At 65.4% G+C, this 14,051-nt stretch carries 14 protein-coding genes and 1 tRNA gene; 11 read left to right on the top strand and 4 right to left on the bottom strand.

All coding sequences use genetic code 11. The features are described 5' to 3' along the window. Positions 1–279: 279 nt before the first annotated feature. The 6 genes from NO347_RS07055 (at position 280) to purF (ending at position 7,762) form a co-directional block, all read left to right on the top strand. Positions 280–1,509 (top strand): HD domain-containing protein, encoded by a 1,230-nt coding sequence (locus NO347_RS07055; RefSeq protein WP_256288929.1) that lies wholly within the window; start codon positions 280–282, stop codon positions 1,507–1,509. A 79-nt stretch (positions 1,510–1,588) separates the two neighbouring features. Then, the gene (locus NO347_RS07050) at positions 1,589–2,602 is read left to right on the top strand and encodes an amidohydrolase family protein (protein WP_256288928.1); all 1,014 of its coding nucleotides are present in this window, start codon (positions 1,589–1,591) and stop codon (positions 2,600–2,602) included. 97 nt (positions 2,603–2,699) lie between these two features. Further along, positions 2,700–3,443: an alpha/beta fold hydrolase gene (locus NO347_RS07045; protein ID WP_256288927.1), complete on the top strand. Its 744-nt coding sequence runs from the start codon at positions 2,700–2,702 to the stop codon at positions 3,441–3,443. Between the two features lie 230 nt (positions 3,444–3,673). Further along, positions 3,674–5,581, top strand: coding sequence for a molecular chaperone DnaK (dnaK, locus tag NO347_RS07040; protein ID WP_256288926.1), 1,908 nt, complete (start codon positions 3,674–3,676; stop codon positions 5,579–5,581). A gap of 150 nt (positions 5,582–5,731) precedes the next feature. Beyond that, positions 5,732–6,082 carry a hypothetical protein gene (locus NO347_RS07035; RefSeq protein WP_256288925.1) on the top strand — a complete coding sequence of 117 codons (351 nt, stop codon included), beginning with the start codon at positions 5,732–5,734 and terminating at the stop codon, positions 6,080–6,082. 105 nt (positions 6,083–6,187) lie between these two features. Further along, positions 6,188–7,762, top strand: coding sequence for an amidophosphoribosyltransferase (gene purF / locus NO347_RS07030; protein ID WP_256288924.1), 1,575 nt, complete (start codon positions 6,188–6,190; stop codon positions 7,760–7,762). A gap of 66 nt (positions 7,763–7,828) precedes the next feature. Here the strand turns inward: purF and NO347_RS07025 are convergent, their stop codons facing one another. Both NO347_RS07025 and NO347_RS07020 read right to left on the bottom strand, forming a co-directional pair. Beyond that, positions 7,829–8,221, bottom strand: a complete 393-nt coding sequence (locus tag NO347_RS07025) for a MoaD/ThiS family protein (RefSeq protein WP_256288923.1) — start codon at positions 8,219–8,221, stop codon at positions 7,829–7,831. Between the two features lie 136 nt (positions 8,222–8,357). Next, the gene (locus NO347_RS07020) at positions 8,358–8,918 is read right to left on the bottom strand and encodes a DUF420 domain-containing protein (RefSeq protein WP_256288922.1); all 561 of its coding nucleotides are present in this window, start codon (positions 8,916–8,918) and stop codon (positions 8,358–8,360) included. A 121-nt stretch (positions 8,919–9,039) separates the two neighbouring features. On the opposite strand from NO347_RS07020, the gene NO347_RS07015 reads away from it, so the two are divergent. From NO347_RS07015 to NO347_RS06995, 5 genes are all read left to right on the top strand, one after another. Then, a tRNA-Leu gene (locus NO347_RS07015) sits at positions 9,040–9,124 on the top strand. A 215-nt stretch (positions 9,125–9,339) separates the two neighbouring features. Further along, complete coding sequence (locus NO347_RS07010) at positions 9,340–9,867, top strand: helix-turn-helix domain-containing protein (RefSeq protein ID WP_256288921.1); 528 nt, start codon at positions 9,340–9,342, stop codon at positions 9,865–9,867. Positions 9,868–9,943: 76 nt separating this feature from the next. Continuing rightward, complete coding sequence (locus NO347_RS07005) at positions 9,944–11,149, top strand: alanyl-tRNA editing protein (RefSeq protein WP_256288920.1); 1,206 nt, start codon at positions 9,944–9,946, stop codon at positions 11,147–11,149. Positions 11,150–11,224: 75 nt separating this feature from the next. After that, complete coding sequence (locus NO347_RS07000) at positions 11,225–11,788, top strand: HAD family hydrolase (protein ID WP_256289248.1); 564 nt, start codon at positions 11,225–11,227, stop codon at positions 11,786–11,788. Between the two features lie 281 nt (positions 11,789–12,069). Continuing rightward, entirely contained in the window at positions 12,070–12,492 is a 423-nt protein-coding gene (locus NO347_RS06995; protein ID WP_256288919.1) for a DUF7969 family protein, read from the top strand. Positions 12,493–12,533: 41 nt separating this feature from the next. Here NO347_RS06995 and NO347_RS06990 read toward each other — a convergent pair whose 3' ends face one another. Next, positions 12,534–13,421 carry a bifunctional methylenetetrahydrofolate dehydrogenase/methenyltetrahydrofolate cyclohydrolase gene (locus tag NO347_RS06990; RefSeq protein ID WP_256288918.1) on the bottom strand — a complete coding sequence of 296 codons (888 nt, stop codon included), beginning with the start codon at positions 13,419–13,421 and terminating at the stop codon, positions 12,534–12,536. Between the two features lie 99 nt (positions 13,422–13,520). After that, positions 13,521–14,051, bottom strand: a 531-nt coding sequence (locus NO347_RS06985) for a PLP-dependent aminotransferase family protein (protein ID WP_484494526.1), incomplete at its 5' end; no start/stop codon positions are given.

Genomic DNA, 14,051 nt, shown 5'->3' with positions numbered 1-14,051 from the left:
ACCATCCCTTACTCGGGGACCCACTTCAACTGGGGCGACGGTCAACTCGGATTCGGGGCCACGCGCCGAATGAAATCCGGCTAAATTCGGCTAAACTGTCCTCGAAATCGTCGGTTTGAGGCGCTCAAATCGCTGTTTGCCCACAACGCCGTTGTTTTCGCCGTTCCAGCGTTCAGTCGATTTCGACACATCTCACGGGTGAGGTCGTAGCGTGTGGCTAACACCGAGAGTAGCCGTCGACGGCCGACGCTTTTTGTACGATGCCGCGCAACCCGACGTATGGCGACGATCAAAGACAGCGTCCACGACCACATCGAGGTCGAGGGCGTTGCGGCGGCCCTCCTCGACACCGAGCCGGTGCAGCGGCTCCGCCACATCAAGCAGTTGGGGACGGTCCAGTTGGTCTATCCGTCGGCGAACCACACCCGGTTCGAGCACTCGCTCGGGGTCTATCACCTCGCCGACCGCGCGCTCGAGCACCTCGGCATCGACGGGATCCAGGCCGAGCGGCTCCGCGCAGCGGCGCTCCTCCACGACGTCGGTCACGGCCCGTACAGTCACAACGTCGAAGACGTCACCCACCGTCACACGGGCAAGTACCACGACGACGTGCACGAACTCCTCGACGAGGGGACGGTGGGCGCGGTGCTCCGCGATCACGACCTCGATCCCGCGCACATCGCCGACCTCGTCGCCGGCGACGCCAAGTACGGACAGCTCGTCTCGGGCGAGCTGGACGTCGACCGAATGGACTACCTCGTGCGCGACGCCCACCACACGGGCGTCCCCTACGGCACGATCGACCACGAGCGCCTGATCCGGGAACTCACCTTCGTCGACGGCGAACTCGTCCTCGCGGAGGGGAACGTCCAGACCGCCGAGTCGCTGCTGCTCGCGCGCGCGTTGATGAATCCCACCGTCTATCAGCACCACGTCGCCCGCATCTCGAAGGCGATGCTCCGACGGGGCGCCGAACGGCTGCTCGAACAGCCGAACGTCACTCCCCGACGGCTTCGCCGGATGGACGACCACGACCTCCTGGTCGCGCTTCGGACGACGCCGGCGACGAGCGAGTTCGCCCGTCGGCTCCGGACTCGGGACCTGTACAAACGCGCGGTGTGGGCCGAACTGGAGGCCGTCCCCGAAAGCGTCGTCGACGCCGACTACGGAACGCTGCGCGACCTCGAAACGGAGATCGCAGACCGCGCCGGACTGCCGGCCGAGCAGGTCGTTGTCGACGTCCCGGAACGGCCGTCGATGACCGAATCGACGTCGCGGGTGATGGTGAGCGGCGAGATGCGTCGGCTGGGCAAACAGTCGCCCCTGGTGTCGGCGCTGCGGACCGCCCAGAAGCAACAGTGGCGGCTCGGCGTCTACGTTCCTGCCGACGAGACCGATCGTGCGGGGCGGCTCGCCGTGGAAACGCTCGGTCTCGACGTCGACGGCGCGCTCGTCTCGGACGTACGGCCGGGCGTGACGGCGACGCTGGACGAGTTCACGGAATCGTGATGGTATCTCTATTCGCCACGCACGACGAGATCGTTCCGCTTCGGGAGTTTCAAGCCGCTGCGCTGGCGACACTCGCGCAATGATCGTCGAGGGGACCGTACTCAGAGGGCCCGAACTCGAACCCATCCGGGGCCGCGTCGTCGTCGAGGACGGCGTGATCACGGCCGTCGAGGAAGCCGACGTCTACTCCGACGACATCGTGCTCCCGGCGTTCGTCAACGCGCACACACACATCGGCGACTCGATCGCCAAGGAAGCGGGTGCGGGCCTCTCGCTGGACGAACTGGTCGCGCCGCCGGACGGACTGAAACACCAACTCCTCAGAGCGGCGAGCCGCGAGGAGACCGTCGACGCGATGCGTCGCTCGCTCCGATTGATGAGCGAGACCGGGACGGCCGCCTGCATCGAGTTCCGCGAGGGGGGCGTCGAGGGCGTCGAATACATCCGTGACGCGGCCGCCAGTCTCCCGATCGACCCGGTCGTCCTCGGCCGCGAATCCGAGGACGCGATGCACGAATCCGACGGGTTCGGTGCCTCAGGCGCGCGCGACGCCGACTTCGACCGCTTGCGGAACGCCACCCGCGAGGCCGAGAAGTTGTTCGGGATCCACGCTGGCGAGCGCGACCCGCACGACATCAACGCCGCGCTCGACCTCGATCCGGACTTTCTCGTCCATATGGTCCACCCCGAACCGCTCCACTACGAACGGCTGGCCGACAACGACATCCCGGTGGTCGTCTGCCCGCGATCGAACCTCGTCACCGGCGTCGGCGTGCCGCCGATCCGCGAATTGACCGAACGGACTACGGTCGCGCTCGGCACCGACAACGTGATGTTGAACTCGCCGTCGATGTTCCGCGAGATGGAGTTCGCCGCCAAACTCGCGGACGTGTCGGCGAGCGAGGTGCTGCAGATGGCGACTGTCAACGGCGCGGCGATTGCAGGGTTGAACTACGGCGTCATCGAGCCCGGTCGCGAGGCGAAACTCCTCGTCCTCGACGGCGACTCCGACAACCTCGGGGGAGCGCAAGACGTAGTCCGTGCGGTCGTCCGCCGTGCGGGCGCAGCGGACGTGAAAGACGTCATCGTCTGAATCGCAAATCAGACGCCAACCGCCGGACGCCGAGTGGCCACCGTCCGGCAGTACCGTCGTGGCGAGGACTTTTCTGCGCTCCGAACGGTTCGGGCGTATGCACCTTCCACGCCCGGCCCTCGGCCGCGTGACCCCGCGGATGCAGATTACGCGCCGCGGCACAGACGGCGACGATCTGCTTTTCGTCCTCGGCTGGGGGAACAAGCCGACACACGAACACGTCGCGTGGCTCCTGACGCGGCTGATCGAGGCCGACTACCGCGTCCACGCGGTCACGATTCCGACGAACGTGTGGGACTTCGACGACCAGTACCTCGCGCCGCTCGGCGAGTACGTGCGCGAGCGCGACTTCGACGTCGCCTTGAGTCACAGCACCGGCGGACTGATCGCCGAACACCTCGCGAGAAACCACGACGTTCGAAACGTCTTCCTCAGTCCGTGGTGGGGCGTCGAAACCGACGGCCTGCTCGATCGCGCAGTTCTCGCCGTCTTCGAGCGACTCCCGACCGCGAGACGGCTCTACGATCCGGAACTGGACGTCGACGCGATCGGCGCGCTGAAGTCGCCCGCGGAAGCCGAGTCCGGTCCGAGCGGACTCTCGCCGGCGTTCCTGGCGACGGTTCGGGACGCTCAGTCGCGACTTGGTCCCTTCGACGACGAAGACGCCGTGTTCTACACACCGGACGACCAGGTCGTCGACCCGGCGGCAATCGAAGCGCGCGCCCCGCCGTCGAACCGTCGCCAGTACGACGGCGGCCACGAGTTCTTCGCGTCACCGGGGCGCGAGTCGGTCCTCGAAGACGTGCTCGGGGCACTCGACTCGGGGCCGGAAGTGATCTGATCGGTCTCGGTCAGCTGATCGAACCCAATCACCCAACTGACACCAATTGGTCGTCACTGTCGCCGTCCCCCTGGCCGATCCGAGACGGCTGACGTGCGCTTCAATATAAATCCTACTACCTGACAGGCAACCACACAGGAAAATCGCAGTACAGCGGAGGTTGTCGATTCACCCCCGGCTGCCACCGTCTAGTAACCTTTAACCGATTTAGACCAGTAGTTGGCGGCAAGATGGCGAGCAACAAGATCCTCGGTATCGACCTCGGCACCACGAACAGCGCGTTCGCGGTGATGGAAGGGGGCGACCCGGAGATCATCGTGAACTCCGAGGGCGACCGCACCACGCCCTCTGTGGTGGCGTTCACCGACGACGACGAGCGACTCGTGGGCAAGCCCGCGAAGAACCAAGCGATCCAGAACCCAGAGCACACGATCGGCTCGATCAAGCGGCATATGGGGGAGGACGACTACACCGTCGAGATCGACGACGACGAGTACACGCCCGAGCAGATCTCGGCGATGATCCTCCAGAAGATCAAGCGCGACGCCGAAGACTATCTCGGCGACGAGATCGAGAAGGCCGTCATTACGGTCCCGGCGTACTTCAACGACCGCCAGCGCCAGGCGACCAAGGACGCCGGCGAGATCGCCGGCTTCGAGGTCGAGCGCATCGTCAACGAACCGACCGCGGCGTCGATGGCTTACGGTCTCGACGACGATTCCGATCAGACGATTCTCGTCTACGACCTCGGTGGCGGGACGTTCGACGTGAGCGTGCTCGACCTCGGCGGCGGCGTCTACGAGGTCGTCGCGACGAACGGTGACAACGACCTCGGCGGCGACGACTGGGACGAGGCCATCATCGACTGGCTCGCCGAGCAGTTCAAAAACGAGCACAACATCGACCTCCGCGAGGACCGGCAGGCGCTCCAGCGACTGAAGGACGCCGCCGAGGAGGCGAAGATCGAACTCTCCTCGCGAAAGGAGACGACGATCAACCTCCCGTTCATCACGGCAACCGACACCGGCCCGGTCCACCTCGAAGAGACGCTCTCGCGCGCGAAGTTCGAGTCGCTCACCGAGGATCTGATCGAGCGCACCGTCGGCCCGACCGAGCAGGCGCTCGCAGACGCCGGCTACGATAAGGGCGACATCGACGAAGTCATCCTCGTCGGCGGCTCCACCCGGATGCCGCAGGTCCACGAGAATGTCGAGGAGATGCTCGGCATCGAGCCGAAGAAGAACGTCAACCCCGACGAGGCCGTCGCGCTCGGCGCGGCGATCCAGGGTGGCGTCCTCGGCGGCGAGGTCGACGACATCGTCCTGCTCGACGTGACGCCGCTGAGCCTCGGTATCGAGGTCAAGGGCGGCCTCTTCGAGCGACTCATCGACAAGAACACGACGATCCCGACCGAGGAATCGAAGATCTTCACGACGGCCGCGGACAATCAGACGTCCGTGAACGTTCGGGTCTTCCAGGGAGAACGTGAGATCGCAGACGAAAACGAACTGCTCGGCGAGTTCCAGCTCACGGGCATCCCGCCGGCCCCGGCTGGGACGCCCCAGATCGAGGTCTCGTTCAACATCGACGAGAACGGAATCGTGAACGTCGAAGCCGAGGACAAAGGCTCCGGCAACGCCGAGTCCATCACCATCGAGGGCGGCGCTGGCCTCTCCGACGAGGAGATCGAGCGGATGCAGGACGAAGCCGAGGCGCACGCCGAAGAGGACAAACAGCGTCGCGAGCGTATCGAGGCCCGCAACGAGGCCGAGAGCACGGTCCAGCGCGCGGAGACCCTCCTCGAAGAAAACGAAGAGAACGTCGACGACGACCTCCGCGAGTCGATCGAAGCGAAGATCGAAGACGTCGAGGCGACCCTCGAAGACGAGGACGCGACGAAAGAGGACCTCGAAGAGGTCACCGAAGCTCTCACCACCGAACTGCAGGAGATCGGCAAGCAGATGTACGAAGCCCAGCAGGCGGCCGGTGCGGGCGGCGCCGGTGCCGCAGGAGCAGGTCCTGGCGGCGCTGCCGGTGCTGGCCCCGGCGGAATGGGTGATATGGGCGGCGCTGCCGGCGATGGTGACGAGTACGTCGACGCTGACTTCGAGGACGTCGACGAAGACGACGAGGAGTAGCTCGCGTCTACGCCCTCTGGGAGCTTTTTTGTAACCACGGCCGTCGACACGGTAGAACAGTGCGTCGACCTCACAGGCCCGCAGTGAGCGCCGGCCGGACCGAGTCCAACCTGGCAAAATACTTTTTCCGGTGCCGTCCGACTGGCGCGTATGCCTATCAGTGACGACGAGTGGGAGTCCGGTAAGCAGTGGACCGAAGTCGAACGTTCGGTCGCAGAGTTCCTCGACGCCGTCGAACCGCGAGCCTACACCGTCCTCGAACTCCACGACCTCCTCGCAGACGGTGGCACCGTCGTCACGCCCGAAACTGACACGTGGAGCGACTGCGAGGACGACGATGACGACGAGGTCGACGTCGCACCGATGGATGTGACTGAGCGCCAGGTCCGCGAAGCCGTGATAAACCTGCGCGACGCAGAGTTCCTCGCGTCGAAACGGATCGAAACCGACGGTGGAACGACCACCTACTACCGACGATCGAACGGCGCCTTCCTCGGTTGATAGCGGCCACCCGGGTATACACGTGTGTGTGCATTCTACCCCGGATTATCGGACGAAGGTAGCATATGGACGGGTTTTTAGCCCCCGGCATCCGTATCCTCGCATATGCCTGACGGGCGGGACCCTTCGAACCCCACTCCCGGACGCGAGACGACGAACGCGGGACCGACACACGGGACACCGACGAGCGCGGACCTCTCCGGTCCGACCGAGAAGTGCGGTGTCGTCGGTGTCGCGCTCGATGAGCGGGCGGCCGCACGTCCGCTGTACTACTCGCTGTATGCGCTCCAGCACCGCGGGCAGGAGTCCGCGGGAATCGTCACTCACGACGGCTTCCAACAGCACAGCCACGTCGAGATGGGCCTCGTCGGGGACGCCTTCGACGAGTCCGACCTCGACTCGCTGGCGGGACAGACTGGAATCGGTCACGTCCGCTACCCCACCTCGGGCGGCGTCAACGCCTCCTGTGCCCAGCCGTTTTCGGTCTCGTTCAAGTCCGGGTCGCTCGGGCTCTCACACAACGGCAATCTCGTCAACGCCGACGAGATCCGCGAGGAACTCGCCGATCTGGGCCACGCGTTCACGTCCGACGGCGATACGGAGGTCATCGCTCACGACCTCGCGCGGAATCTTCTGGAGGCCGATCTCGTCCGCGCCGTCAAGCGGACGATGGATCGAATCCACGGCTCGTACGCGCTGACGATTATGCACGACGAGACCGTCCTCGCCGTCCGCGACCCGCAGGGGAATCGTCCACTCTGCATCGGCGAACTGGAGGACGGCTACGTCGTCGCCTCCGAGTCCGCAGCGATCGACACGCTCGGCGGCGAACTCGTCCGGGACGTTCGACCGGGCGAACTCGTCGTCCTCGAACCGGACGGTTCCGGATACGACACCTATCAACTCGTCGAGAACGACGACACCGCCCACTGCTTCTTCGAACACGTCTACTTCGCCCGCCCGGACTCGGTCATCGACGACACGCTCGTCTACGAGGCCCGTCGCGACCTCGGGCGAAAGCTCTGGGAGGAGTCCGGCGTCGAGACGGACGTCGTGTTGCCCGTCCCAGACTCCGGCCGCGCGTTCGCTTCCGGTTACGCCGAGGCGGCCAACGAGATGACCGCCGACGGGACAGCGCGCGACGAAGGAGAAGACGCCGTCGAGTTCGCAGAGGGGCTGATGAAGAACCGCTACGTCGGCCGGACGTTCATTATGCCGACGCAGGACGAGCGCGAGCGCGCGGTCCGACTGAAGCTCAACCCCATCAAGAGCACCATCGAGGGACGCTCGGTCACGATCATCGACGACAGCATCGTCCGCGGAACGACGTCCCGACAGCTCGTCTCGTTGCTCCGGGACGCCGGCGCAGAGGAGGTCCACGTCCGCATCGGTGCGCCGCCGATCGTCGCGCCGTGTTATATGGGGATCGATATGGCTTCCCGTGAGGAACTCATCGCGGCCGATCGCTCGATCGAGGAGATCTGCGAGGAGATCGGCGCCGACAGTCTCGGCTACCTCTCGGTCGACTCCGTCGCCGACGTTCTCGGAGCGTCGAAACTCGATCTCTGTCTCGGCTGCGTCACCGGCGAGTATCCTTACGACATCGAGGGCGAGGAGACCGACCGCGACGTCCAGCGCCCGGTCATCGGCGAGGGTGAGCCCGCCCACGCCGACGACTAACGTTCTGCAGTCCCGTCGACGGCAACGTTCTGCAGTCTCCTTACAGTACTGTCAGACAGCGACGGGCTACAGACAGAAGAGGAACGGATAGACGAGCGCGACTCTGTCGCCGTCTTGTAGTTCCGTATCGAACCCGTCGAGATTCTCGTTGAACTGCCCGTTGATCAGGATTCGCGCGTAAGCGCGCGTTCGTTCGCCGTCCGGATTCTTTCGGAGATGCCCGGGGACGTCGGCCGCGTCGATGGGCGCCCAGCCCCGAGTGGTCGAGTCGGCGTCGGTTTCGGCGATCACGAGGTCGCGGACGTCGTACTCCGCGAAGAACTCCTCGACGAACTCGCGTAGCGTGTCGCCCTCGAAGGTGTACGTGAGCTGTGACTTACCGAGCGCGTCGCGGACGTGGCCCGTCGCGCGCACGTCGACGGTCGTCTCCGTCGTCGACCGAGCCTGAGGCTGCGCCATACTCTTTGTAGACCGCCGATCCATATGTCGATACCGCCGAATATGTTCGGAGCCTCGTACTGCCGGATAGACGTTCGAGAAGTAGTGTGGCACCCCGGCGGGTGCCGAGAATATTCACATCGTAGGTCCGACGGTATCAGTACACGACGTACAGCATCACGTAGACGACGTCGCCGAGGAAAAAAGAGACCAGCCACAGTGAGGCGGCGATGCGACCGATTCGTCTATGCGCGGAGTCGTAGATCTCGGGGATCGAACGTGTGACCGCGAGCAACAGCACGTAGTACAACAGCGGGATGCAGACGATCGCGAGCAGGATGTGGACCGCGAGCGTCGGCAGATAGACGAACTGGTAGACGGTCTCCGGTCCGGGAAAGTCGGCGGTGCCCACGAGAATGAGCCGGTAGAGGTAGAGCACGAGGAACGCGACGAACAGCCCGAGCGTCGTGAGCATCATCGCGCGGTGTCGACCGACATCGCCCTGCCGGATGAAGCGCACGCCGAGGAGGATCGTTACGATCGCGGCCGTGCTGAGTGCAGCGTTGATATGCGGAATCGCCTCGAGTAGCGTTGCAGGCGCCTCAGGGACGACAGACGGAGGGATCGCACCGAGCACGGCTCCGAACACCGCGGCGAGCGAAACCACCGTGAGTGCCGTCGTGAGTTCGAGAACGTGATCGCGGGCACGCAGTTCCATACCTGATGGCCGGACGGAGCGGTAAAAACGGTGCCGGCTGCGAGAAGCGACTCCCGCCGTCGAAAGGAAACTCATTTAAATTACCCCGGACAACCAGTGATTGCACGATACGACACTGCGAGCGTGGGTAGCCAAGCTAGGCCAACGGCGCAGCGTTGAGGGCGCTGTCCCATAGGGGTCCGCCGGTTCAAATCCGGTCCCACGCATCGCACGGCGGACAAATCCGCCACTCGATGCAGGTGCTCATCCCTTCGGGGACACAGCACCCACGCACAATCCTTCCGAAGCTACACTCGATAGCCACGGCCGTCGCGCTCGGTTCCGAAAGTCGCCGACGGCTGTCAGCCCCGGCAACAGGCGGCGCAGGCGGCGCGGCGTCGACGGGGCTACGTTTTAAACTGTGGAGCCAGTACGGAGTGCTATGCCCAAATACTCCACCGGAAGCGGAAGCGGCGGTGGCGACGGCGACAGCTGCGAACTCTGCGGTCGCTCGACCGGCAATCTCCGCCGGGCCAACGTCGCCGGCGCGGAACTCCTCGTCTGTGAGGACTGTGCGCCACACGACGACTCGCAAAAGACGACCAGCGCGTCCTCGGGAGCGGACTCCGGGGCCGGCTACGACGACTCCGAGACGTCCCGCAGCAAGCGCGCGGCCCAGAAACAGGCGCGGATATACGACCAGGCGAAAGGCGACGCGAGCCACTGGGAGAAAGAGGGAACTGACTACGAGCAGGACCGGCTCCCCTACCTCGTCACCGGCTACGGGGATCGCGTCGAGGCGGCACGACAGGACGCGGGACTGACGACCGAGGAGTTGGCGGCCGAACTCGGCGTCGAAGAGGCCGATGTCGTCGCCGTCGAGCAGGGGCGTGCGACGCGCGCTGGCGTCGGCGGGTCACTCGTCCGAGCGCTCGAAGAGCGGCTCGGCGTCGAACTGGTCGACGAGTAGTCGGCCCTCGACGCGACGGCGCATCGGGCGGGTGAACTGCCACCATTTTTGTCTCCCGACACCCTCAGCGGCTCGTATGCGAACACGTGCCCCGGCAGATCCCGAGGTTCGCGAGTTCACCGCCGAGGTCGTCGCTCTCGACGACCGGACGGTGACGCTCGACACCACGTACTTTTACGCCGAGAGCGGCGGACAGCCTGCGGACAGAGGAACGATCGACGGCATCCGGGTCGTCGACGTACAAGACGACGGCGACGCCGTGCACCACACGCTTGCGTCCTCGCCCGACTTCGAGGTCGGCGACACAGTCTCCGGTGTGATCGACGACGACTTCCGCACCTACTGTATGCGCGCTCACACGGCGAGCCACGTGCTCTACGGGGCGGGACGTCGCCTCCTCGAGGATCTCGGCTACGGCGGCTTCGACATCGCCGAGGAGAAGGTTCGCGTGGACTTCACCACGCCGACCGACATCGACGACGAGACGCTCGTCGAGCTCGAACGGCTGACCAACCGAGCCGTGTGGGACTCCCTGGACGTGAGCTGGGAGGAAGTCCCGACCGAGGAAGCGACGGCTCGCGAGGACGTCGCGTTCAACACCAAGACCGAAGAAGGTGTGATGGATGACGCCGACACGGTCCGAATCGTCGACATCGACGGCTGGGACGTCGCCGCCTGTGGGGGCACCCACGTCGGGAACACGCGAGAGATCGGCCCGGTCACGGTCCTCGATCGGTCGAATCCGGGCGAGGGACTCACTCGCGTCGAGTTCGCTGTCGGACCGGGTGGTATCGACCGTAGCGCAGAGCGGCACCGCGCGCTCCGGCAGACCGCGGCGGCGCTCGAAACGAACGTCGACGACCTCGCGGAGACGGCAGTCGCGGTCCGGTCCGAGCGCGACGATCTCCAGGACCGCGTTCGCGAACTCGAACAGGCGGCCGTCGCTGACGCGATCGACGGCTTCGAAGCCGTCGAGAAGCAGGGTGCGACGTGGCGACTCGGCGTGCTCGACGGCGTCGATCCCAACGACGCTGGCGAGGCGGCGAAAGAAGCGGTCGACGACGCGGGCGTCGTCGGTGCTGTCGGTGGCGACGAGCGACCCTACGTCGTCGTCGCGGCCGGATCCGAGAGCGGTGTCCACGCAGGCGACGTCGTCGATGCCGTCACCGACGAGTACGGAGGCGGCGGCGGAGGCGGGCCGCCGTTCGCACAGGGTGGCGGTCTCGACGCCGACCCCGCAGACGTCCGTGAGGCGCTTCGCGAGTGGGAATCTGCGGAGTAGGCCTTCCGAAGCGTCAGGTCTTCCGAAGCGCCTTTTCACCTCGCGCTCCTACGACCACTAATGACGAACCACCCGATACAGGTGCCGTCCCTCGAGGAGTTCGATGCCGTCGTCTGGGATCTGGACGGGACCCTCGTACACCTCCCTGTGGACTGGGAGACCGTCACCGGTGACGTCGCCACGGTGTTCGAAAACGCCGGGATCGACGCCGCCGGGATCGATCTCTGGGAACTCCTGGAGCTCGCCGACGAGTCAGGGCTCCGCGACGACGTCGAGACCGTCATCGCGAGCCACGAGCGCGACGGCGCACAGCGTTCCGAACGGCTTCCGCACGCCGACGAAGTCGGCCAGTACCAAGCAGAGGGCGTCTGCTCGCTGAACTGCGAAGACGCCTGTCGGACCGCGCTCGACGTTCACGGACTCGATCCCCACGTCGACGCCGTCGTCGGACGCGACACCGTGGCGACTCGGAAACCCGACCCGGAGCCGCTGCTCGAAACGCTCCGTCAGATCGATGTGGACCCAGCGGACGCCGTGTTCGTCGGCGACTCCCAGCGAGACGAGGAGGCGGCCCGACGCGCGGGCGTCGCGTTCCGCTACGTCGACGAGCGGTCCGCTACATCGACCGTCTCAGAGTAGCTGGCGAACAGGCGGCACCCGCGTTCCGGCGAGACGCCGTGCCGCACTCCCGCGTCACGTCTCCCGGCCGTTGTCAACGCACGCGGTCGCTGGTCCCCCGATCGTATTTGAACTCTATGGTAGCATTTGCAACTGATTGCTCATCTGATCGCACGACAGCGAACGATCCGATGCGTGAAGACTTGCAAATGCTACTATAGGTCTCCGATTTCGAGCGTTCGATGCGGCGTAAATCCCTGTCGGCGCGGGCGTTAAGTCCATTCGAGCCCGTTACCTGCGTAATGAGCTATCCGGTCACGTACTACTGTCCACACTGCGGTGCCGTCGTCGAACTGGAACGGGAGGGCTACCTCGCTGATAAGTCCGTCACACCCTACCCGCTCGCCGGGTGGGAGTACGCCGAGCCCGACGAGGATTTCGAGGCGACCGACGGCGTCCGCTTCGTCTGTGGCGAGGGTGGCGACGAGGTCGACGCTCTGCGGTGGACGGGTGAGCGGAGCGACGCGGACGACGTCGAAGATCCGACTGCGAAGAGTCCGTGCGGACGACCGTTTTACCTCTCGTTCGTCCGATTCGTCGACGGCGAAGAAGGCGAACCACGGCCGGAAGCCACTCACACGACGATCGCGGGTGGCGGACCGTCCCAACCACGGGGTACAGACGGCCCGAGCGGCCCGGGGGGACCGAGCGGTTTCGGTGGCTGAAAAGCGGGACGACGATGTCGTAACAGGGAGTCGCCCGCGGCCTACGGCAGGTCGACCTCGATCCCGGCCACGCCGCCTGCGGCCTTGACCGTGTTCCACAGGAGCATCGCGCGCGTCATCGGCCCGACGCCGCCCGGGACGGGCGTGATCGCGCTCGCCTTCTCTTTCGCACTCTCGTAGTCGACGTCACCGACGAGTTCGGAGCCCTCGTCGGTCTCGACGCGGTTGATTCCGACGTCGATCACGACGGTCCCCTCCGAGAGCATCTCGCCGGTGATCATCTCGGGGACGCCAGCCGCGGCGATGACGATGTCGGCCGCACGCGTCTTTTCGGCGAGGTCATCAGTTCGGGAGTGACAGACAGTGACGGTCGCGTTGCCGCCCTCGGCCTTCTGGATCAGGAGGTTCGCCATCGGTTTGCCGACGATGTTCGATCGACCGACGACGACGGCGTCTGCGCCCTCGGTTTCGACGTCCGCGGCGGCGAGGAGTTTCTGGACGCCGTGGGGCGTGCAGGGCTTGTATCGAGCGTTGCCGGCGACGAGCCGACCGACGTTTTCGGGGTGGAAGCCGTCGACGTCCTTCGCGGGGTCGATACGCCGCAGGACCTCCCGCTCGTCGACGTGGTCCGGAAGCGGCATCTGGACGAGGATGCCGTGTACCTCGGGGTCGGCGTTCAGCTCGTCGACCGTCCCGAAGAGTTCGTCTGCGGGGGCTTCGGGGTCGATCTCGATATCACGCGTCGCGATTCCGACTTCCTCGCAGTCTTTGTGCTTCATCGAGACGTACGTCTGGCTCGCAGGGTCGTCGTTCATCAGGACGGTGGCGAGACAGGGCGTCGTCTCTGCGTCGGTCAGCGTCTCGATGCTGTCGAGGAGGCCGTTCCGGATGTCCTCGGCGACGGCGTTGCCGTCGATGATCTCGGTCATACGCTATAGGGGTCGGTAGCACACTTCAAACGTGTGGGTTTCCGCGCTGAAAACGAGGCAGATGCGTCGAAAAAACGGCGTGTCGTATGTTTCGGAGCGTTACTCGTAGAGCGGGAACTCCTCGCAGAGTTCCTGTACGCGGTCTGCGACATCTGCCACGACGTCCTCGTCGTCGTAGTTGTCGACCACGCGGACCACGAGTTCGCCGACCTCGCGGGTGGCCTCCTCGCCGAAGCCACGCGTCGTGAGCGCCGGCGTCCCGAGGCGGATCCCGCTCGGGTTGAACGCCGAGCGCGTCTCGCCGGGGACCGTATTCGCGTTCATCACGATCCCGGCCTCTTCGAGTGCCGACTCGACGTCTTTACCCGTCGTGTCGGGATGCGAGGGTCGGAGGTCGACCAACACGAGGTGGTTGTCAGTGCCGCCAGAGACGAGGCTGAGTCCGTTCGCTTGCAACTGGTCGGCGAGCGCTTTGGCGTTCGTAACCGTCTGTTCTGCGTATTCGTCGAACTCCTCGGAGAGCGCTTCTTTGAACCCGACGGCCTTGCCCGCGATGTTGTGCATCAGGGGGCCGCCCTGGGCGCCGGGGAAGACCGCGTTGTCGATCGCGTCGGCGTGTTCCTCGTCGCA

Source organism: Halobellus inordinatus (genome assembly GCF_024464655.1).
Taxonomy (GTDB): domain Archaea; phylum Halobacteriota; class Halobacteria; order Halobacteriales; family Haloferacaceae; genus Haloquadratum; species Haloquadratum inordinatus.
Note: the sequence above shows the minus strand (reverse complement) of the source record. Positions and strands in the feature narration are given on the sequence as shown.